The sequence below is a fragment of the Burkholderia anthina genome (assembly GCF_902498995.1).
Taxonomy (GTDB): domain Bacteria; phylum Pseudomonadota; class Gammaproteobacteria; order Burkholderiales; family Burkholderiaceae; genus Burkholderia; species Burkholderia anthina.
The window spans coordinates 144,619-163,873 of the sequence record NZ_CABVLY010000003.1 but is presented as its reverse complement, the minus strand read 5'-3'; the positions used below and the strand labels follow the sequence as shown (position 1 = coordinate 163,873).

The 19,255-nt window shown below is 70.0% G+C and carries 23 protein-coding genes; 7 read left to right on the top strand and 16 right to left on the bottom strand.

Annotation, left to right across the window (positions count from 1 at the left end; translation table 11 throughout):
* Nucleotides 1-156: 156 nt before the first annotated feature.
* Nucleotides 157-1,641 carry a glycine betaine/L-proline transporter ProP gene (gene proP, locus BME24068_RS05900; protein WP_174925456.1) on the top strand — a complete coding sequence of 495 codons (1,485 nt, stop codon included), beginning with the start codon at nucleotides 157-159 and terminating at the stop codon, nucleotides 1,639-1,641.
* Nucleotides 1,642-1,748: 107 nt separating this feature from the next.
* Here the strand turns inward: proP and BME24068_RS05895 are convergent, their stop codons facing one another.
* Both BME24068_RS05895 and BME24068_RS05890 read right to left on the bottom strand, forming a co-directional pair.
* Nucleotides 1,749-1,946 carry a hypothetical protein gene (locus tag BME24068_RS05895; RefSeq protein ID WP_096502972.1) on the bottom strand — a complete coding sequence of 66 codons (198 nt, stop codon included), beginning with the start codon at nucleotides 1,944-1,946 and terminating at the stop codon, nucleotides 1,749-1,751.
* A gap of 355 nt (nucleotides 1,947-2,301) precedes the next feature.
* Entirely contained in the window at nucleotides 2,302-2,931 is a 630-nt protein-coding gene (locus BME24068_RS05890; protein WP_096502786.1) for a glutathione S-transferase family protein, read from the bottom strand.
* Between the two features lie 166 nt (nucleotides 2,932-3,097).
* On the opposite strand from BME24068_RS05890, the gene phaZ reads away from it, so the two are divergent.
* Nucleotides 3,098-4,321, top strand: a complete 1,224-nt coding sequence (gene phaZ, locus BME24068_RS05885) for a polyhydroxyalkanoate depolymerase (RefSeq protein WP_174925455.1) — start codon at nucleotides 3,098-3,100, stop codon at nucleotides 4,319-4,321.
* Here phaZ and BME24068_RS05880 read toward each other — a convergent pair.
* The 11 genes from BME24068_RS05880 to madL all read right to left on the bottom strand — a co-directional run bounded on the left by BME24068_RS05880 (nucleotide 4,308) and on the right by madL (nucleotide 13,237).
* On the bottom strand, nucleotides 4,308-4,976 hold the full coding sequence (locus tag BME24068_RS05880; RefSeq protein ID WP_244110674.1) for a phosphoribosyltransferase: 669 nt from the start codon (nucleotides 4,974-4,976) through the stop codon (nucleotides 4,308-4,310). The two genes, phaZ and BME24068_RS05880, sit on opposite strands and share 14 nt — an antisense overlap.
* A gap of 179 nt (nucleotides 4,977-5,155) precedes the next feature.
* A complete protein-coding gene (locus BME24068_RS05875; protein ID WP_174925453.1) occupies nucleotides 5,156-5,677 on the bottom strand; it encodes a phospholipase D-like domain-containing protein in 522 nt (173 codons plus the stop codon).
* A gap of 161 nt (nucleotides 5,678-5,838) precedes the next feature.
* Nucleotides 5,839-6,771 carry a malonate decarboxylase subunit epsilon gene (gene mdcH, locus BME24068_RS05870; protein WP_174925452.1) on the bottom strand — a complete coding sequence of 311 codons (933 nt, stop codon included), beginning with the start codon at nucleotides 6,769-6,771 and terminating at the stop codon, nucleotides 5,839-5,841.
* Nucleotides 6,768-7,640, bottom strand: coding sequence for a triphosphoribosyl-dephospho-CoA synthase MdcB (mdcB, locus tag BME24068_RS05865; protein ID WP_174925451.1), 873 nt, complete (start codon nucleotides 7,638-7,640; stop codon nucleotides 6,768-6,770). The genes mdcH and mdcB overlap by 4 nt, the downstream gene beginning before the upstream one ends.
* The gene (gene mdcG, locus BME24068_RS05860; RefSeq protein WP_174925450.1) at nucleotides 7,637-8,305 is read right to left on the bottom strand and encodes a malonate decarboxylase holo-[acyl-carrier-protein] synthase; all 669 of its coding nucleotides are present in this window, start codon (nucleotides 8,303-8,305) and stop codon (nucleotides 7,637-7,639) included. Before mdcG ends, mdcB begins: the two co-directional genes overlap by 4 nt.
* On the bottom strand, nucleotides 8,292-8,999 hold the full coding sequence (gene mdcE, locus BME24068_RS05855; RefSeq protein WP_096502798.1) for a biotin-independent malonate decarboxylase subunit gamma: 708 nt from the start codon (nucleotides 8,997-8,999) through the stop codon (nucleotides 8,292-8,294). Before mdcE ends, mdcG begins: the two co-directional genes overlap by 14 nt.
* On the bottom strand, nucleotides 8,986-9,921 hold the full coding sequence (locus BME24068_RS05850) for a biotin-independent malonate decarboxylase subunit beta (RefSeq protein WP_174925449.1): 936 nt from the start codon (nucleotides 9,919-9,921) through the stop codon (nucleotides 8,986-8,988). Before BME24068_RS05850 ends, mdcE begins: the two co-directional genes overlap by 14 nt.
* Nucleotides 9,918-10,232, bottom strand: coding sequence for a malonate decarboxylase acyl carrier protein (gene mdcC, locus BME24068_RS05845; protein ID WP_096502802.1), 315 nt, complete (start codon nucleotides 10,230-10,232; stop codon nucleotides 9,918-9,920). The genes BME24068_RS05850 and mdcC overlap by 4 nt, the downstream gene beginning before the upstream one ends.
* 10 nt (nucleotides 10,233-10,242) lie before the next feature.
* Nucleotides 10,243-11,889 (bottom strand): malonate decarboxylase subunit alpha, encoded by a 1,647-nt coding sequence (gene mdcA / locus BME24068_RS05840; protein ID WP_096502804.1) that lies wholly within the window; start codon nucleotides 11,887-11,889, stop codon nucleotides 10,243-10,245.
* A 173-nt stretch (nucleotides 11,890-12,062) separates the two neighbouring features.
* The gene (gene madM / locus BME24068_RS05835; protein ID WP_096502806.1) at nucleotides 12,063-12,830 is read right to left on the bottom strand and encodes a malonate transporter subunit MadM; all 768 of its coding nucleotides are present in this window, start codon (nucleotides 12,828-12,830) and stop codon (nucleotides 12,063-12,065) included.
* Between the two features lie 11 nt (nucleotides 12,831-12,841).
* A complete protein-coding gene (madL, locus tag BME24068_RS05830; protein WP_096502808.1) occupies nucleotides 12,842-13,237 on the bottom strand; it encodes a malonate transporter subunit MadL in 396 nt (131 codons plus the stop codon).
* Nucleotides 13,238-13,570: 333 nt separating this feature from the next.
* Between madL and BME24068_RS05825 the strand changes: the two genes are divergently transcribed.
* Together BME24068_RS05825 and BME24068_RS05820 are read left to right on the top strand one after the other, a co-directional pair.
* Entirely contained in the window at nucleotides 13,571-14,419 is an 849-nt protein-coding gene (locus tag BME24068_RS05825; RefSeq protein WP_096502810.1) for a LysR substrate-binding domain-containing protein, read from the top strand.
* A 185-nt stretch (nucleotides 14,420-14,604) separates the two neighbouring features.
* Nucleotides 14,605-14,883: a DUF4148 domain-containing protein gene (locus BME24068_RS05820; RefSeq protein WP_096502812.1), complete on the top strand. Its 279-nt coding sequence runs from the start codon at nucleotides 14,605-14,607 to the stop codon at nucleotides 14,881-14,883.
* Nucleotides 14,884-14,908: 25 nt separating this feature from the next.
* Here BME24068_RS05820 and BME24068_RS05815 read toward each other — a convergent pair whose 3' ends face one another.
* A complete protein-coding gene (locus tag BME24068_RS05815) occupies nucleotides 14,909-15,826 on the bottom strand; it encodes a 3-hydroxyacyl-CoA dehydrogenase NAD-binding domain-containing protein (RefSeq protein WP_096502814.1) in 918 nt (305 codons plus the stop codon).
* Nucleotides 15,827-16,071: 245 nt separating this feature from the next.
* Here BME24068_RS05815 and BME24068_RS05810 point away from each other — a divergent pair, with 245 nt between their 5' ends.
* Nucleotides 16,072-16,512 carry an Hsp20/alpha crystallin family protein gene (locus BME24068_RS05810; protein WP_174925448.1) on the top strand — a complete coding sequence of 147 codons (441 nt, stop codon included), beginning with the start codon at nucleotides 16,072-16,074 and terminating at the stop codon, nucleotides 16,510-16,512.
* A 16-nt stretch (nucleotides 16,513-16,528) separates the two neighbouring features.
* Nucleotides 16,529-16,942: an Hsp20/alpha crystallin family protein gene (locus tag BME24068_RS05805; RefSeq protein ID WP_174925447.1), complete on the top strand. Its 414-nt coding sequence runs from the start codon at nucleotides 16,529-16,531 to the stop codon at nucleotides 16,940-16,942.
* 112 nt (nucleotides 16,943-17,054) lie between these two features.
* Here the strand turns inward: BME24068_RS05805 and BME24068_RS05800 are convergent, their stop codons facing one another.
* Nucleotides 17,055-17,357 carry a TFIIB-type zinc ribbon-containing protein gene (locus tag BME24068_RS05800; protein WP_174925446.1) on the bottom strand — a complete coding sequence of 101 codons (303 nt, stop codon included), beginning with the start codon at nucleotides 17,355-17,357 and terminating at the stop codon, nucleotides 17,055-17,057.
* 71 nt (nucleotides 17,358-17,428) lie between these two features.
* Nucleotides 17,429-18,184 (bottom strand): TerC family protein, encoded by a 756-nt coding sequence (locus tag BME24068_RS05795; RefSeq protein ID WP_096502822.1) that lies wholly within the window; start codon nucleotides 18,182-18,184, stop codon nucleotides 17,429-17,431.
* A gap of 108 nt (nucleotides 18,185-18,292) precedes the next feature.
* On the opposite strand from BME24068_RS05795, the gene BME24068_RS05790 reads away from it, so the two are divergent.
* Nucleotides 18,293-19,186 (top strand): LysR family transcriptional regulator, encoded by an 894-nt coding sequence (locus BME24068_RS05790; protein WP_096502824.1) that lies wholly within the window; start codon nucleotides 18,293-18,295, stop codon nucleotides 19,184-19,186.
* Nucleotides 19,187-19,255 lie beyond the last annotated feature (69 nt).

Here is a 19,255-nt window from a genome sequence, read left to right as displayed (position 1 = left end):
CCCATCGGGCCCGCGTCGAAGCAATCCCTTGCAGCGTCTTGCCGCCCGATGTGCAGTAAGTGCTTAAAGGCTTGCCCCGACGCGCAGCACGCGACATCGCGCTTGCCGGCAAACCGTGTCGGACGGCCCGCCCGTTCGGCGCAGTCAAAGGAGTGCATGACCTTGACCGCAACACACGTCAGCCCGACCGCTGCTTCTTCCTCCCCGTCGTCCGCCGAGGCCCCGCTCGCCGCGGACGACATTACCGTCGTCGACCAGAGCCTGCTCAAGCGCGCCGTCAGCGCGATGGCCATCGGCAATGCGATGGAATGGTTCGACTTCGGCGTCTACAGCTACATCGCCGTCACGCTCGGCAAAGTGTTCTTCCCGTCCAGCAGCCCGTCCGCGCAGCTGCTCGCGACCTTCGGCACGTTCGCGGCCGCGTTCCTCGTTCGCCCGCTCGGCGGCATGGTGTTCGGCCCGCTCGGCGATCGCATCGGCCGTCAACGCGTGCTCGCCGCGACGATGATCATGATGGCCGTCGGCACCTTCGCGATCGGCCTGATCCCCAGCTACGCGTCGATCGGCATCATGGCGCCCGTGCTGCTGCTCGTCGCCCGTCTCGTGCAGGGCTTCTCGACCGGCGGCGAATACGGCGGCGCCGCCACCTTCATCGCCGAATTCTCGACCGACAAGCGCCGCGGCTTCATGGGCAGCTTCCTCGAGTTCGGCACGCTGATCGGCTATGTGATGGGCGCCGGCGTCGTCGCGCTGCTCACCGCGTCGCTGTCGCAGGACGCGCTGCTGTCGTGGGGCTGGCGCGTGCCGTTCCTGATCGCGGGCCCGCTCGGCCTGATCGGGCTGTACATCCGGATGAAGCTCGAGGAAACGCCCGCGTTCAAACGCCAGGCCGAAGCGCGCGAAGCGCAGGACAAGGCCGTGCCGAAGACGCGCTTCCGCGAAACGCTGATGCGCAACTGGCGCGCGCTGCTGCTCTGCGTCGGCCTCGTGCTGATCTTCAACGTGACCGACTACATGGTGCTGTCGTACCTGCCGAGCTTCATGTCGTCGACGCTGCACTTCGACGAGTCGCACAGCCTCGTGCTCGTGCTGATCGTGATGGTGCTGATGATGCCGCTGACGCTCGCCGCCGGCCGCCTGTCGGACAAGGTCGGCCGCAAGCCGGTGATGCTCGCCGGCTGCGTGGGCCTGCTCGTGCTGTCGATCCCGTCGATGATGCTGATTCATGCGGGCACCACCGCGTCGGTGTTCGCCGGCCTGCTGATCCTCGGCGTGCTGCTGTCGTGCTTCACCGGCGTGATGCCGTCGGCGCTGCCGGCGCTGTTCCCGACCGAGATCCGCTACGGCGCGCTCGCGATCGGCTTCAACGTGTCGGTGTCGCTGTTCGGCGGCACGACGCCGCTGATGACCGCGTGGCTCGTCGACGTGACCCACAACCTGATGATGCCCGCGTACTACATGATGGGCGCCGCCGTGATCGGCATCGTGTCGGTCGTCGCGCTCGCCGAAACCGCGCGCCAGCCGCTCAAGGGCTCGCCGCCGGCCGTCGCGTCGCGCCGCGAGGCACACCAGCTCGTGCGTCAGCTGCGCGAGGACGACGACGCGCAAGTCTACAGCGTCGGGTCGCCCGCCCGCGCCTGAGCGCCGACAATGAAAAAGCCCCGGCCGAAGCCGGGGCTCGATCGAATCCGATCCGCCCGACCGGCTTGCGCCGGCCGGGTTTTTTTATGTGCGCGGCAAAGGCCCGCTCATGCGTGCGCTTCGCAGTGACGGCAGAAGATCAGCGCGCGCGAGCGCGACACCGCGGCCTGCGCGCCACGCGCGGCGACGATCAGCCCGACCTGGCTGAGATTGAAATCGCGCTCGACCATCAACTGCGTCAGCGCGGCAAGCGGCAACACGACGGACGGGTGGTACAGGCTCGATTCGATCAGCGCTCTCATCATCGGCTCCATCAGGCAATACCTATTCGATGGAGTGGATTCTAGGGACGGGACTCGTCCGGATAAACAGCGCGAATGCGAAGTCACTTGTCGGCGGCCGCGAACAATCGGCGACACCCTTGTCCGGCGGGCCCGAGCGGGCGACGAGCGGGCGACGAGCGGCCGGCCCGGCCGCGCAAACGGACCGATGCAACGCGCATGTCCGGGCGCGGCGTCGCATGAAAGCAAGCCGCGGCGCACTGGATGACTACCGACCGGACGATGCGTATCGGGTGCCCGCACCGATCCCGCCGGGCAGCACGTTGACCGCACCGCTGCGGCGCGCCGCCCTCACCGGCCGGCATGCCTGCCGCCGGCTTCAGTCCAGCGGCGTCTCGACGAACGCCGGCAACGCCTCGGCACGCGCCGAATGTGCGGCAAGCGCCGGATAACGGGCCGGATCGATCCGGCCGAGCGCCGGGTACTCGGCGGCCATGTACTGCGTGAAGCGCCACGCGACCGCCACCGTCACGTCGGACTGCAGCAGGCGCGCACCGCCGAGCCAGCCGCTCGCGGCCGCGACGAGCGGCTCGAGTTCGCCATACGCGGCCTCGAGCTGGCTCAACACGCGCTCAAGCCACGGTGCGTGTTGCTTGTCGGCCGGCCGCAGCGCCTGCTCGTACACGACCTGCACCGTCTTCTCGGCCGCCGCCAGCGCGAAGCCGACCGGCACGAGCACGCGCAGCCGCGCATCGGCGGCGTCGGGCAGCAGGCGCCGCTCCGGCGCGACGCGATGGTCGAGGTAGTCGACGATCAGCGACGAGTCGAGCAGCTTCGTGCCGTCGTCGGTCACAAGCGTCGGCGCCTTGACGACCGGATTGATCGTCCGGAACTGGTCGAAGTGACGGAACACCGAGATCGACTCGTGTTCGAACGGCAGGTCGAGCAGCTTCGCCGAAATGGCGACACGGCGCACGAACGGGGAATCCAGCATGCCGATCAGCTTCATCGCAAACGCTCCGCTTGAGGGAATGGGACCGACGACTGTAGCAGCGTCGCGCGTCGCCGCCTAGGGCGATGTTTAACGCACATCATTCGGTCACGTATCCGACACCCGCTGCGCGGCCGGAGTGGCCATAATGCAGATTCACGCCCCTTCCACATCAAGGTTCTCCATGTGGTACGCCGTCGTCGAGCAGCAGCGGGAATGGATGCGCGCATGGCGCGCGGCAACGCGTCACGCGTTCGATGCGTGGCCGGCCGCGACGCTGCCGCATGCCGCGTCGTCGTGCTACGACGACCTGTTCGAGCCGCTGCTCGGGCCGCCCGCCGGGCCGCCGCGCTTCGATATCCGGCGGCCGGCCGTCGACGAACAGCTCGTCGCGCGCACGCCGTTCTGCCTCTTGCGGCGCTTCGCGCGCGAGAACGCGCAGCGTACGGTGCTGCTGTGCGCGCCGCTCGCCGGGCACGCGGCCGTGATGATGCGGGAGAGCGTCGAGACGCTGCTGGCCGACGGCGACGTGTGCGTGACCGACTGGATCAATGCGCGCGACATCCCGGTCGCGTCGGGCCGCTTCGGGCTCGACGAGTACGTGGCGACGCTCGACGGCTTCGTCGATGCGCTCGTACGGGACGACCGGCCGCTGCACGTCGTCGCCATATGCCAGGCAACCGTGCCCGCGCTCGGCGCGCTCGCGCTGCGCGCCGCGCGCGGCCTGCCGCCGCCGGCGAGCATCACGCTGATCGGCGGCCCGCTCGACGCGCGCGTCAATCCGACGACGCTCGGCACCACCGCCGCGTCCCGTTCGCTGACGTGGTGCCGCCGCCATCTGATCGACATCGTGCCGCCCTGCTTCCCCGGCCGTGGCCGGCACGTGTTCCCGACCTATCTTCAGCAAGGCGAGATCGCGCTGCTGTATCCGCAGCGCTTCCTGCTGCTGATCGAGGACTACGCGCGCGCCGCGTCGCACTTCGACATGACGGGGCTGGCCGACGCGCGGCGCGCGCTGCGCGAATACACGGCGCTGCTCGACATGCCGGCCGAGTACTTCCTGGATACCGTCGATATCGTGTTCCAGCGGATGTGCCTAGCGAACGGCACGTGGGAGGTGGGCGGCCGGCGCGTCGAGCCGGCCGCGCTGCGCGACGTCGCGCTGCTGACCGTCGAAGGGGCGTGCGACGCCGTCACCGGCGCCGGGCAGACACATGCGGCACTCGAAATGTGCCGCGGCCTCACGGCCGGTGAACGTCACCGCGTCGATATCGACGAATGCGATCACTACGGATTGTTCACGGGCGCGCGCTGGCGCGGCGACGTCCATCCGGCGCTGCAGCGCGTGTTCGCGCTGGCCGAGGCCGCGCGCGCCGGAACGCGCCGGCGCAGGATCAGGCGGACGTAGTGTCGTCGTCCCGGGCGCGGGCCGCGTCGAGCAGCGCGCGTACTTCGTCGTCTCCGGTCTGCTCGAAACGCGCGTAGAACTGGCTGATCCCGAAGAACCGCAGCGGTTGCGCCACCGTCACGAACGCGTCGGCGAGATCGCCGAACGCATGCCGGGCGCCGGCCGGCGCGACGGGTGCTGCGGCCACGATGCGCGCCGGGCGGCGCTCGCGCAGCGCCTGCAGCGCGACGCGCATCGATGCGCCGGTCGCGATGCCGTCGTCGACCACGATCGCAATGCGGCCGTCGACCGGCAGCGGCGGCCGGGCGCCGCGATACAGCGCGTCGCGGCGCTGCAGTTCGGCAGTCTCGCGCGCGATCACGTCGGCAAGCTGTGCGCCGGTCACGCCCAGCGCACGGATCTCCGAGTGCTGCAGGTGGACCGCCCCGCCGGTCGCGATCGCGCCCATCGCGAACTCGGGATCGGACGGCGCACCAAGCTTGCGCACGACTAGCACGTCGAGCGGCGCGCGCAGCGCAACGGCGACCGGAAATGCGACCGGCACGCCACCGCGCGGCAACGCGAGCACGACGACGTCGCGACGCCCCGCATAGTCGCGCAGCGCGTCGGCCAACTGACGGCCCGCGTCCGCGCGATCGGCAAAATACTCGGTCACGATCGGCTCCCTGCCGTGGCGCCGGATCCGCGAAGCCCGCACCGATGCCTGTCCAACGAGCATGGTGCATCAACCACGCCGATGCAAGCAGGGTCGCAACCGCGTCGGCGAGATGCCGGTTGGGGGAAGAAAGGCAGGGGCTTGACGCGCTGTGCGTTCGGACGGGCGGTTGCGACGGGTCAGAGCCCGGCCGCCTGCCGGTACAGCCGCCAGAACGACTGCGCATACGACTGCGCGAGTTCCGGTGCGCGCTGGAACACGTTCACCGTTTCCGCATGCACCGCAGCGCCGTCGGACAGCGTCGTGAGCGCGACGCTGTCGTCGACGATCACGAAGCGCGGTGCGGGGTCGCCATGCCGCGAATCGATCGCCACGTCGATGCCGGCCGATTTCAGATAGCCTGCGCCACTGTACTTGCCGGCGTGCGACGAGCGCACCAGCACGACACGCACGTCGGCTCCACGCGAGCGCGCCGCGCGCAGCGCCGCCGCGACCGCGGGCGGCACATACGCGTAGCCGGCCAGCAGCACGCGGCGCTGTGCCTGCCCGATCAGGTCGACGGTCGCATCGGCCGCCGCATTGTCATACGAAAAGTATGCGCCGACCGATGCGGCATCGGACGGAATCGGGCTGGCGTGGGCGGTCGCCGCGCAGCCGAACGCGGCGAAAAGGAAGGCGACGGGTCTCATGGCGGGCGCCATTGTAGCGACGCCAATTCGCATGGCAAGCGCTCGCTGCAACGCTGCTGCGCCGGCGCAACACACGGTGCGCGACGGCCGGTGGCCGGGCTGTTTCGGGCCCGATTTCAGCGCCCGTTTCGCGGTGTTTGGGCGGTGTTTCCGCGCTGACGGCGTGCCGCCCGTCAGCCGGCTGAAACACGTGCGAGCCAGTTCGCCATGCCGTCGACGGAACGGAAATCCGCGACGCTGCGCGCCGGCAGTGCCGGATACGCGCCGCTCGCCATCTCGGCCAGCGCGCGGCCGGGGCCGAGTTCGAGAAACGCGGTCGCGCCGGCCTCGACGCACGCGGCCAGGCAAGCCGCCCACTCGACCGGCTCCGCGATCTGCCGCGCGAGCTTGTCGAGCCCCGCGTCGGCGTCGAGCACCGACGCGCCGTCGATCCCCGAAAACAGCCGCGTGCCCGGCAGCGGCCGGCGCACGTTCACCGCCGCCAGCGACGCACGAAACGCGGGCACCGCCGACGCGAGACGGCGCGTGTGCGACGCAATCCGCACGCAGACGGGTGCGACGCGCAGCGCACCGTCGCGCGCCGCGTCGTCGGCCACCGCATCGACGTCGGCCTGGGGACCGGCAACCACGAACGCGTCGCCGGGATTGGCGATCGCGATCGCCGCATCGCGGCCGTCACACAGCTGCGCGAGTTGCGCGCGCGTCAGCCCGCGCACGAATACCATCCGTTCATCGCCGCCGCTGGCGGCATCCATCGCGCGCGCACGCGCATCGGCCAGGTCCAGCGCGTCGTGCGGATCGATCATCCCCGCGACGCTCCACGACGCGACTTCGCCGACGCTGTAACCGGCGACGCAGCGACGGCGCGGCCATACCGCGTCGAGCAGCGCGGCCGCCGCGAGCGCCTGCACCGTGCAGAGAATCTGCGCGGCGCGGTTCTCGCGCAGCGCGTCCGGGTCGGCGGTCCGCACCCAGTTGCGCGGATCGTCGCCGAGGAGCCGGCCCGCGTGCGCGAACAACGCATCGGCCTGCGGCGCCGTGCCGGTCAGTTCGAACATGTCGGCGCGCTGCGCGCCTTGCCCCGAACACAGGATCGCCAGCGTCATCGCCCCTCCCCGTCCGCTTCGAGCGCATCGACGAACACGCTCATCGCCAGCAGGTCGGCCGCGCCGCCCGGGCTCAACCGGCGAGCGATGAACGCATGGTGCGCCGCGACCGCGTGCAACCGCCAGTCGCGGGCGCGGATGCCGCCGCGCGCGACGAACGCACGCGCGGTCGCCCGCGCGAAATCGAGGCCGGCCTGGCCGCCCCGATGCAGCAGATTCGTATCGTCGAGCGCGGCGATCAGCGCGAAGCACGCGTCGACGCGCGCGGCGTGCGCATCGTCCGGCATGCTGCGTTGTGCGCGGCGCAGCGCCGGCAACCCGACGCGGTAAACGGTCGCGAAGCCGCCGGCCGCCTCGCGGCGTGCGCCGCCCACGCCGTAGCGGCGGCTCGCACGCTCGCCGTGGCTGTCGGGTAGTCGCGGGCCGCCAAGGATCTCGGTGCCCCAGCGCCGCGCGACCCATGCGCCGAGCGTCATCGCGCGCGCCGGGGCCGCCATGCCGGACGCCATGCGGCGGCCCGCGGCCGCGCACAGCAGCCCGAGCCCGAAGATTGCGCCGCGATGCGTATTGACGCCGCCGGTCGCGGCAAGCATCGCGTGTTCCGCACGCAGGCCGATCTTGCGCAGCACGGTCATGTCCGCGTCGCGTGCGCCGGCGTCGGCCAGTTCCGCGAAGTACGGCCGCAATACGGCCGCGCTGCGTTCGAACGTCGCGGCATCCATGTCCGCATGACTGCCGGTGTCGACGTGGCTGACGAGCCCCGGCTTCGGGTAGGTCTCGATTTCCAGCACGAGGCTGCGCTCGGCAAGCCCGGCGATGCGCTCGACATCGGACGGCGCCGGTGCGCGGCAAGCCGCCCGGGCGTTCATTGCACGCCTCCCGTGAACGCGTCGGCCGACATCAATTCGACGGCGATCGCGGTCTTGACCGCGACTTCGGGCAGCCGCGCATGCAGCTCGCGCCAGTTCACGCCCGCGCCGTCGCCGCGCAGCAGCTCGCCGTCGATGCGCATCGGCGCGCGCGCGTCGATGTCGGCCAGCCCGTCGAGCAGCGGCGCGAGCGACGCGGCGTCCGGCAGCGGAAAAGCGATGTCGAGATCGGAGGATTCGCTCAGATAGCGCTCGCCCGTCAGCGCCTGCCACGCGAGGCTGCCGAACACGCGGCCCGGCACGCCGCAGCGTGCGCCAAGCGCGTCCAGCTCGCGCAACGGCGCGTGCCATGCATCGGGCGCGGCGGCGAGTACGTCGGCCAGCGCAGGCAGCGGGCCGACCGACGCGAGCGCGTCGGCAGCAACGTTCAGCGCGATGCGCCGCTTGCCCGCGGAAGGCGGCAGCGGCAGGCCGAGCGGCACGCGGCCGGCATCGGCCTCGTCCGGTGACGCGCGGCGCACGACGAGCGGCCAGCCGCGTGCCGACCACGCCCGTACGAGCGGATCGGCCGCGAGCGCCGGATCGCGCGCACCCGCATCGCGCCACCCGTTCGCCGTCAACGTGACGAGCGTGTGGCGGCGCAGCGGCGTGTCAGCGCGCGGCACGCGCAAGTGCCTCGACGCGCTTCGCGACGTCGGCCGCGACCGGCCGGCCGCGCGCCGCACGCGCATCGACGCGCGCCGCCGGCTTGCCGAGCCATTCGCCCACCTGCGCGTCGAGCGCGCGGGCCGGATCGAGCACGGCGTCCACGGCCCCCATCTTCACCAGGTTGTCGAGCCCCGGCGCGAACACCGGCGTCGAGCGCGCCATCTCCTTCAGCACGTCGATCGGCAGCTTCGTCACGCGCGACATCGACGGCAGGTCCATCACTTCCGGTTCCGCGCCCGGCACCGCGAGCAGCGTGCGCGTCGCGAGCGCGGTCGCGATGAACGCGCCCGCGGCCGTATGACCGTACAGCAGGCCGATCGTCCGGTGCCCGGCGAGCTCCGCGTGCATCAGGCATTTCGCGAGATGCGACAGGCATTCGTTCAGCCCGAGCAGTTCGTCGCGCTTGCTCATCCGCTGGCTGTCGCTGTCGACCAGCACGAGAATCGGCGTGTCGCCGCCGCGCTCGAGCGTGTCGAGCACGTGCGACGCGAGCGTCACGGCTTCGTCGATGCCGAACGGCAAACGGTCGGCCACACCGATCACGTCGACGCGCGTGCCGGCCAGTTCCGCATGGCCCGTGAGCAGACCGCCGGTTCGCGCGATCGAATGGCCTTCAGGGAACAGCGAGGTCAGGACTTCATCGAGCGTCATGCTTCGGCTCCTGTAACTGGTCGGCGAGTTTCGCGAATGCATCGTCGGGCATGCCGGGGATCGCTTCCGCGTTGTCCGCGCCGAGCGCCCGCCACACGTCGAGCGCATCCCTGCATGCGCCGAACCGTTCGATCCGCGCTTCGAGACGCGCCTGCTCCGCGCGCAGCATCGCCGCATCGAACGCCGGCGCACGGCCGAGCAGTTCGAGCGCGGCCGCGCGAAACGCGTCGGGCGTGTCCGCGACGTAGCGATCCGCGCCGCCGATCAGCCGGCGGTGCTTGCCGCCCATCGTGCGCCAGATCAGCGCGCGATCCTTCGCATCGAATTCCTCGACGCCGCGGTTGGTCTCGATCACTTCGGGCCCCGACACGCTGATGCGCCCCTGCTCGGACACCGCGAGCGCCGAACAGCACGCGGCGAGCAGACCGCCGCCGCCGTAGCAGCCCGCGCGCCCGCCGATCAGCCCGATCACCGGCACGCCGGCCGCGCGCGCTTCGACGAGCGCGCGCATGATCTCGGCGATCGCCAGCTCGCCCGCGTTCGCTTCCTGCAGCCGCACGCCGCCCGTATCGAACAGGATCAGCACGGGCGTGCCGAGTTCGCGCGCCGCGCGCAGCAGCCCCGTGAGCTTCGCGCCGTGCACTTCGCCGAACGCGCCGCCCATGAAGCGGCCTTCCTGCGCGGCGACGAACACCGGCTGGCCGTCGAGCCGGCCGTGGCCGACCACCATCCCGTCGTCGAACTGCTGCGGCAGGCCGAACAGCGGCAGGTGCGGGCTCGTCACACGTTCGCCCGGCCCGAGAAATTCGGTGAAGCTGCCCGCATCGAGCAGCCCGTCGACGCGCTGGCGCGCCGACGCTTCGTACCAGCTCGCGCCGTTCGCGACGAACGCCGGTGCATCGTGAATCACGTCGGTCATCATGCGTCCCCCTCGATCGCGCGCACGGCCTGCGCGAGCCGCAGCGACACCATGTCGGGCCGCGCGCCGCCGTCGTTGATCGACAGCTTCAGGCCGCCCGGCGTGCGCCGTTCGACGAAGTCCGACACGACGGCCTGCCAGACCGCGCCGAAACCGACCGCCGCGGTGCGGATGTCGATCTCGCATTCGTTGCCCGGCAGCACGCGCTCGACGAGCACTTCGAGATTGCCGGACGCGACCACGCCGACGAGCGCCGTGGCCCGTTCGCCCTTCGCGCGTTCGCGCGCGGTGAAGCGGTAGTTCAACTGTTCCATGCCCTCTTCCTCACCAGTTGCGGAACCGGGCCGGCGGTGCATAAAGACCGCCCGACCAGTGCACGAGATCCTTGATCGAACGCGCGGCAAGCCAGCGGCGGTCGGCGTCGAGCGGATCGATGCCGAGATCCTCCGGGCGGCGGATCACGCCGCGCTCGCGCAGGCGCTCGACCATCTTCCTGTCGCGGCCGCGGCCGATTTCCGTATAGCCGGCCACGCCGCGGATCGCATGCTCGCGCTCGTCCTTGTCGCGGCACATCAGCAGGTTCGCGATCCCTTCCTCGGTGACGATGTGCGTGACGTCGTCGCCGTAGACCATGATCGGCGCGAGATCGAGCTGCAGCTTGTCGGCGAGCTTCAGCGCGTCGAGCTTCTCGACGAACATCGGCACGTTCTTGTCGCCGAACGTCTCGCCGATCTGCACGACCAGCTTGCGGCCGCGCCTGAGCGCCGCCGGCGTGTCGGGGTCGGCTTCCGCGCCGGCCTTCAGCCACGGCTCGCTCGGATGGCGCCGGCCGCGCGCATCGCTGCCCATGTTCGGCGCGCCGCCGAAGCCGGCGATCCGCTCGGCCGTGACCGTCGACGAATGACCGGACAGGTCGATCTGCAGCGTCGAGCCGATGAACATGTCGCATGCATAGAGGCCGGCGGTCTGGCAGAACGCGCGGTTCGAGCGCAGCGACCCGTCGGGGCCGGTGAACCACACGTCGGAGCGTGCGCGGATGTAGTCGTCCATCCCGACTTCGGAGCCGAAGCAGTGGATCTGCTCGACCCAGCCCGACTCGATCGCGGGAATCAGCGTCGGGTGCGGATTGAGCGCCCAGTGCGTGCAGACCTTGCCCTTCAGCCCGAGCTTCGCGCCGTAGGTCGGCAGCAGCAGCTCGATCGCGGCCGTGTTGAAGCCGATCCCGTGGTTCAGGCGCTTGATGCCGTACGGCTCGTAGATGCCCTTGATCGCGAGCATCGCGGTCAGGATCTGCGTCTCGGTGATCGCGGCCGGGTCGCGCGTGAACAGCGGCTCGACGTAGAACGGCCGGCCGGCCTCGACGACGAAGTGCACGCGGTCGCCGGGAATGTCGACGCGCGGCACCTTGTCGACGATGCGGTCGACCTGCGCGATCACGATGCCGTCCTTGAACGCGGTGGCCTCGACGACGGTCGGCGTGTCTTCCGTGTTCGGGCCGGTGTACAGGTTGCCGTCGGCGTCGGCGCTGACCGCGGCGATCAGCGCGACCTGCGGCGTGAGGTCGATGAAGTAGCGCGCGAACAGCTCGAGATAGGTGTGCACCGCGCCGAGCGCGATCTTGCCGCCGAACAGCAGCTTCGCGATCCGCTGCGACTGCGGGCCGGAATACGCGAAATCGAGCCGCTTCGCGATCCCGCGCTCGAACACGTCGAGATGCTCGGGCAGCACGACGCCCGACTGCACCATGTGCAAATCGTGCACCTTCGCGCTGTCGACGTCGGCGAGCGCCGTCGCGAGCAGATCGGCCTGCTTCTGGTTGTCGCCTTCGAGGCAAACGCGGTCGCCGGGCCGCAGCACCGCTTCGAGCAACGCGACGGTGTCGCGCGCATCGACCCGCTTGCCCCGCGCGTACGCCGCGCCGGCCGCGAGGCGTGCGTCGCGCGCCTGCCGCGCGTGATTCCATCCCGTCATGAACAGTTCTCCCGCTTCGATGGTTCAGCGGCATTCTAAGCCTGGCGCCGCCGCCGATTGATGATGTTGACGAATGCGACTCAGAGGACGCCGCGATGGATGCGGCCCGCGACGGCGCGGGCCTGCCGGCTGCACGCGCGGGCCGCCCGGACCGGACGACCGGACGCGCCCGGCTACGCGCCGACCAGCGCGCGCGTCGTGAAGAACAGCACCGACGGCCCGAGCAGGCAGCCGACGCCGGTATGGAACGTCGCGACCAGCGCGCCGTACGGCACGAGCCGGCGATCGGTCGCGGCCAGCCCGGCGCTCACGCCGCTCACGGTGCCGGCCAGGCCGCCGAAGATCATCGCGGAGCGCGGCGTCTTCAGGCCCATGAAGTTGGCCGCAACCGGCGTGCCCACCATCACGATGATCGCCTTGACGAGCCCCGTCGCGATGCTGAGCGCGATCACGTCGGAACTCGCGCCGATCGCCGCGCCCGTCACGGGCCCGACGATGTAGGTGACGGCGCCCGCGCCGATGGTCGTCATGCTGACGGCATCGGTATAGCCGAATGCGCGCGCGATGCACGCGCCGACGATGAACGGCAACACCGTGCCGAGCAGCAGCGACACGACGCCGACGAGGCCGGCCTTGCGCGCCTCGGTCGGCTGCACTTCGAACGCGGTCGCGACGATCGCGAAATCGCGCAGCATCGCGCCGCCCATCAGGCCGACACCCGCGAACAGCGGCACGTCGGCCAGCCCCTTCTCGCCGCCGGTGAACGCGCCGCCGACGTACGCGAGCGCAAGACCGATCACGATCGCGATCGCGGAGCCGTGCACGCGGCCGAACGTGAGCTTGCGCGACACGATCGACGACAGCCACATGATCAGGCCGACCAGTGCGAACGACGCGACGAGCCCGTTGTGGGCGACGGTTTTTTCGAGCATCTGCAACATGGCGGCCTCCTTCACTGTTCGTCGAGTTGCGGCACGCCCGCGAAGGCCGTGTCGTCGCGCCCCATGCGCACGAGTACCGCGATGCAGCATGCGCAGATCGCGACCGCGCCGATGGCGGCGAGCAGCGCGACCGGGCCGCCCTTGAGCGCGGCGACGACGTTCTGGTTCGCGGCCATCGCGACGACGACCGGGATGTACATCGCGCCCCAGAAACCGACACCGGCCTCGGTCTCCTTCGGCAGCCAGCCGCGCCGGTGCAGCCACAAACGCAGGCAGATCAGCAGCAGCATTGCGATGCCGACGCCGCCGACATTGGTCTTCACGCCGATCGCGGTGCCCAGCAGGTCGCCGAGGAACAGTCCGGCCAGATGGCAGAACGCCAGCAGCGCGGTTCCGTAGATGATCATGAGTCGTCTCCAGTCTCTTCGTGACGGGCGCCTGACACCTGCGGGAGCCAGGGCCCGCACGCCGATCCCGCGCGCGGATTGCCTGTCTCCTGCGGCGGTGCGCCGCGGCCCGGCGGCTCGTCGTGCGAGCGCGTTCTCGGGCGGTCGATGGGATGATGCGGTTTCGGGCCGGACGCCGGATGCCTTAGACTGACCGGGGCAGCCGGCGGCGCGACACGCGCTACGCGTCCGCTGCGCCCCGTTTGCACGAGCCGCACCGGGGCGTATCCGATACTAGCCCCGCAAAATCCGGCCATTTATGAAGTTGTCGAAACCGATTCAGTGGATTTAGCAATGCGTCCATTACCGCCCGAGCTGCTGCGCAGCTTCGTCGCCGTCGCCCAGTCCGGCAGTTTCACCGCCGCGTCCGAGCGCGTGAGCCTGTCGCAGTCGACCGTCAGCCAGCACATCCGCCGTCTCGAGGAGCTGCTCGACCGGCCGCTGTTCGAGCGCGACACGCGCAACGTGCACCTGTCGCAGCACGGCGACGCGCTGTTCCGCTACGCGGTGCGCATCCTCGAACTGATGGACGAGGCCGTCACGTCGGTGTGCGGGCCGCCGCTGTCGGGCAAGGTGCGGCTCGCGATGTCGGAGGATTTCGCGTCCGCGCACCTGACGGCCGCGCTCGCGAGCTTCGTGCAGCGCAATCCGGAAGTCGAGCTGGCGATCTCGACGGGGTTGTCGGGCGACCTGTTCGACGCGCTCGACGAAGGCCGCCACGATCTCGTGTTCGCGAAGCGCGTCGCGGGCAGCCGGCGCGGCCGCGTGATCCGCAGCGAACCGCTTTACTGGTGCACCGGCCCCGATTCGCGCATTACCGGCCACGAGACCGTGCTGCCGCTCGCGATGCATCCTGAGCCGAGCGTGTCGCGCCGCCGCGTGCTGGAATCGCTCGAGGCGGTCGGCCGGCCTTACCGGATCGCCGTCGTGAGCAGCAGCATCGCCGTGCTGCGCGCGGCCGCGAGCGCGGGGCTCGGCGTCAGCGCGTTCGCCGGCTACGTGATTCCGGCCGGGCTCGCGCGGCTCGACGCGGGGCTGCCCGAACTCGGCGAACTCGAATACGTGATCGACCGGCCGGCGGCCGCGTCGCGCTCGACGCTCGCGCTCGAAGCGACGCTGATCGCCGCGGCGGCCGAGCTGTAGCCGCCCCCGTCGCGCGCGTCACCGTAGCAACCACGGCGCGCGACGCCGCGGCGGCGCGCGCAACTGACCGTCTTGCCCGGAACGCGTCAGCCTCTGCGCAGTGCCCGCTCGCCAGAATGGGGTCCATCGGAATGCATGGCAGCGTGCCGTGCATCCGGTGTCCCGTCCCCAGATCGGAGCACACCATGAACGTCATGCGATTCGCCGTCGCGACCGCCGCGGCCGCGCTGTTGTCCCCCGCCTTTGCACAAACCGGCGCGCCGGCCCCCGAGCAGGGCCTCACGCGCGCGGAAGTCATCGCCCAGTTGAAGCAGGCCTATCTCGACGGCGAACTGCCGACGAACGACAGCAACTATCCGCCGAACGCCGCGACGCGCGCGCGCAATCGCGAACTGGTACAGGCCGCGCGGCCCGCATGGCTTGCGCAGACACCGCAGGCGCCGCAAACGAGCGTTCAGCAATAGCCGCCCGCGCGGCGCGGCGACAGGCTCAGGGCAGGAAGCTGCGACGCCGCGCGTCGATCAGCTCGACGAGCAGCCGGTCGCGCTCGGCGGCGAGTTCCTGCATCGAGCGCTCGCCCTGGATCGCGCGCAGCCCGTCGTTCAGCTTGCGATCGACGTCCGGATCGAACGACGGCGTGCCGAGATCGTCCCACCACGTCGTGATCGGCCCCGACAGATGTTCGAGGAAGTGCGCGATCCCGCCCGCGCCGCCGCCGAGGTGATAGGTCAGGCACTGCCCCATCAGCCCCCAGCGCAAGCCCGGGCCCCACGCGACCGCCTTGTCCGCATCGGCGACGCTCACCACGCCTTCGCCGACGAGGTGATACACCTCGCGGAACAGCGCGGCCGCGAGCCGGTTCGCGACGTGGCCCGTCATTTCCTTGTTGAGCACGATCGTCTGCTTGCCGAGCGCGTCGTAGAACGCCTTCACGCGCGCGATCACGCCGGCATCGGTCGCGTCGCCGCCGACCAGCTCGACGAGCGGAATCAGGTGCGGCGGATTGAACGGATGCGCGATCAGGCAGCGCTCCGGGTGCTTGTCGCACGCGGTCTGGATCTCGGACATCTTCAGGCCCGACGAACTCGAGGCGATCGGGACGTGCGCCGGCAGCACGTCGTCCATCCGACGATACAGCGCGCGCTTCAGGTCGAGCCGTTCCGGGCCGTTTTCCTGCACGAAATCGACGCCGTCGAGCGCGCGAGAGAGATCGGCGTCGAACGACAGCCGTGCGGAAAGTTCGGCGGCCCGTTCGCCGAGAAACGCGGCGAGCGCGTCGCGCAGCCGTGCGTCGGCCTGCGGCGCGGGATCGGTCGCGACGACGTCGAAGCCCTTCGACAGATAGAAAGCCGCCCAGCTCGCGCCGATCACGCCGGCCCCGACGATCGCGATGCGTTGAATGTCCATGTCCTTCCCGTCTCCGTGGTCTGTGGATAGCGCGACGATTGTCGCATCGATTCGCATCGTCACGCGTTGATGCAGATTGCAATTTCCCTCTTGAAAACCATCGGGGCGGCCTCTAATTACCGGTTACCCGGCAGTGCCCGTCACGTGCGCTGCCCCCGTTTCGACTCGGCGGAAAGCCGCGCACCGCATTCGCCCTCGGCGTCGCGTCGTCGCGTCTTTCGCGTTTCATGTTCCGGAGGAATTTCATGAGCGGCATTCACAACGGCCACGACCTGTTCGACGAATTCGCCCGCGTGCAGCGGCACATGGCGAACCTGTTCGGCGAGCTGCCGACCGGCATCCGCGCGGTGCGTCCCGGCGCGTTCCCCGCGCTGAACGTCGGCACCACCGACGACGCGATCGAGATCGTCGCATTCGCGCCCGGCATGAGCGCGGCCGACTTCGACGTATCGATCGACAAGGACCTGCTGACGATCAGCGGCGAGCGCAAGCCCGCGCCGCACGACGCCGGCGACGATGTGCGCACCTATGCGCAGGAACGCTTTCACGGCACGTTCCGCCGCGTGGTCGAGCTGCCGCAGCATGCCGATGCCGACAACGTCAGCGCCCGCTACGAAAACGGCTGCCTGCTGATTCGCGTCGGCCGGCGCGAGGCATCGAAACCGCGTGCGATCGCCGTCCAGTAACATTCAGGAGAACGACATGAATACGAGCCAGACCCTGACCGAACGCCAGACCGGTGCCGCGCATGCTGCCGCCACCGCCGACGCCGCGCGCCGGCCCGCGATCACGCCGTCCGTCGACATCGTCGAGGACAAGCAGCGCGTCACGCTGCGCGCCGACCTGCCCGGCGTGCCGCGCGAGAACCTCGACGTGAAAGTGCACGACAACACGCTGACGATCGAAGCCGACACGCGCGTCGATGCGCCGGCCGAGTTGCGCGTGCGGCATGCCGAAGTGCGCGCGACGCGCTATGCGCGCACCTTCGTGCTGAGTCCCGATCTCGACACGTCGAGAATCGACGCGAACCTGCGCGACGGCGTGCTCACGCTGACGATTCCGCGTCGCGAGGAAACGCGCCCGCGCCGCATCGACGTGACGGCCGGCAACGCGTAAGCGCCGGCGCACGTCGGCGCGCGACGCGCATGTAAAAGCCCCGCCAGGCGCGCTGCCTGACGGGGCTTTTTGCAACGTGCGTGCAACGCACGGCGCAAGCGCACCGCCGCGATCAATCGAAGTCGAACAGGTCGAACATCGATTTCTTGCGGCGCTGGCCGTCGTGCCGATAACGATCGTCGTGCGAACGGCCGTCGCGGCCCCAGCCATCGTCGCGCGTGCGCGGCGGCTGCGCATCGTGCCGCATCGGCGCCGCGTCGCGGCGCGCCGGCGCATCGCCGGTTTCACGCGCAATCAGCTTGTCGAGTTCGCCGCGATCGAGCCACACGCCGCGGCACGTCGGACAGTAGTCGATCTCGATCGACTGGCGCTCGGCCATCAGCAGGTCGGGCGTCTTGCAGACCGGACATTTCATCGCGCTTCTCCTTGGGTTGCGAATGACGCGTCGCGGGAAAACCGGCCGAAGCCGGCCTCCCGCACGCTGGCTCAGTGACCTTCGACTCGCGCCGCGCGCTTCGCCTTCGCGCGCCGCGCCAGCATGTTCATGCCCTCGACGAATGCCGAGAACGCCATCGCCGCGTAGATATAGCCCTTCGGCACGTGCGAGCCGAAACTTTCCGCGATCAGCGTCATGCCGATCACGACGAGGAACGACAGCGCGAGCATCACGACGGTCGGGTTGCGGTCGATGAAGCGTGCGAGCGGCTGGGCGGCGAACAGCATCACGGTCACGGCGACGATCACCGCGACGAACATGATCGGGATGTGCTCGGTCATGCCGATCGCGGTCACGATGCTGTCGATCGAGAACACGATATCGAGCATCACGATCTGGCCGATCGCCGCCCACATCGTCAGGCCGGCCGCGCCGCCGGACGCGCCGTCCGCGTCGCCGTCGCGCGACACGTGGTGATGGATCTCGGTCGTCGCCTTCCACACGAGGAACAGGCCGCCCGACAGCAGGATCAGGTCGCGCCACGAGAATGCGTGATCGAACAGCGTGAATACGGGCGTGGTCAGGCTCGCGATCCATGCGACGCTGCCGAGCAGCGCGAGGCGCATCACGAGCGCGAGCGCGATGCCGATGCGCTGCGTGCGGGCGCGCTGCGCTTCGGGCAGCTTGTTGCTGAGGATCGAGATGAAGATCAGGTTGTCGATGCCGAGCACGACTTCCATCACGACGAGCGTCAGGAGCGCCGCCCAGACGGCGGGATCGGCGGCAAGCGTCAGCAGATAGTCCATGGAAAGGGCCGATACGAAAGTGGAAAGCCCGATGATAGACAACCCACGACTTCGAGAAAATCAGAGAAAATATGATCTTTGGTTCGGTTTTTACGAAATAACGATCCGATGCTGAATTTTCGACATCTGTACTATTTCTGGGTCGTCGTGAAGGAAGGCGGCTTCGCGCGCGCCGCCGAGCGGCTCGACATGGCCGTGCAGACGATCAGCGCGCAGGTGCGCGAGCTCGAGAAGTCGCTCGGCCACCAGTTGCTGCGCCCGGCCGGGCGCGGCGTCGCGATGACCGACGCCGGGCAGGCCGCGTATGCGCGCGCGGAAGTCATCTTCGAGATGGGGCGGCTGATTCCCGACGAAGTGCGCGCGGCGGCAAGCCAGCCGACCGTGCGGCTCGCGGTCGGTCTCGCGGACGGGATCTCGAAGCTGGCGGCCCATGCGATCCTCGCGCCGGTGCTCGACACGCCCACGCTGCGGCTGCTGTGCCACGAAGGCGAACACGATGCGCTGCTCGCGGAGTTGGCGCTGCACCATCTCGATCTCGTGCTGGCCGGCCAGGGCGCGCCGTCGGGGTCTAACCTGCGCGTGACGAGCGAGCGGCTCGTCGCGTCGCCGGTCGACTGGTACGGGCCCGCGGCGCTCGTCACGCCGGCCGCGCGACAGCACTTTCCGCAGTGCCTCGCCGAATTGCCGGTGCTGCTGCCCACCGCCCATTCGGCGCTGCGCGCGCGTCTGGACCTGTGGCTGGAGCGCGAACGGATCGTTCCGCGCGTGGCCGGGGAATTCGAGGACAGCGCGCTGATGGCCGTGTTCGCCGCGCGCGGCCTCGGCGTATTTCCGCTCAGCGAACTCGGCGCGAACGATGCATCGCTGCTGCGCGGGCTGCGCCGGCTCGGCCGCGCGGGCGACGTGACCGAGGAAATCCACGCGATCCGCTCGCGGCGCGGCGAACACCATCCGCTGGCATCGCAACTGCTCGCCGCCGCGCGGCCCGCGCCGGCCGGCTGAAGCGAGCGCGACATCAAACGAAACTATAATGACGCCCCGGCCATACGAGATTGCCCGCGGAAGTTGCCC